A 523-nucleotide genomic window follows, 5' to 3' on the forward strand; every position below is an offset into this window, starting at 1 on the left:
GATGCCAGTGCGGCTATTAGTAGCAGTAAAAATGCGGTTGAGAATAATTATTTAAACTCAGATGAGCATCAAACCAAAAAAGGTTTAGAATACAAAGAAAGAAAAGGCATATTAACAGATGAAGAAAAAATGGAATTACTTGAACTTCGTCTTAAAGATGATAGTTTAAGTGATGCATTAATAAATGCGTGTACTGATGTAAATAGTGATGAATGCCATGAGGAACGCCAGAAAGCCTACGATGCTTTAAAAACTTATAAGCATTTAACTTATTTAAATCCTCCAAATGCTCAAATCGGTTACCAAGAAATTGAGCATTTATTAAACAGTACATCATCAGAAGCAAATGAATTCCGTGCTATTTATAATGGATATGTAGTAAGTTTTAAAAGTTTTGGTTACAGTGATGAAGAAGCTAAAGTAATGGCTGGTAGAACCATTGGAATAATGATGATGATTAATGGTTTTGAAGGGCATTTTACTTTACCTATAATAAATAGAGCATTAAAAGGAAGTAAATTAT

At 31.4% G+C, this 523-nt stretch carries 1 protein-coding gene; it reads left to right on the top strand.

Translation table 11 applies throughout. The annotated features are described in order from the left end of the window. Positions 1-523: DUF6862 domain-containing protein (locus tag B6C99_RS13245; RefSeq protein ID WP_216819503.1), on the top strand; the 523-nt coding region annotated here is incomplete at both ends.

The organism is Gilliamella sp. N-G2, from assembly GCF_002142215.1.
Lineage (GTDB): Bacteria > Pseudomonadota > Gammaproteobacteria > Enterobacterales > Orbaceae > Gilliamella.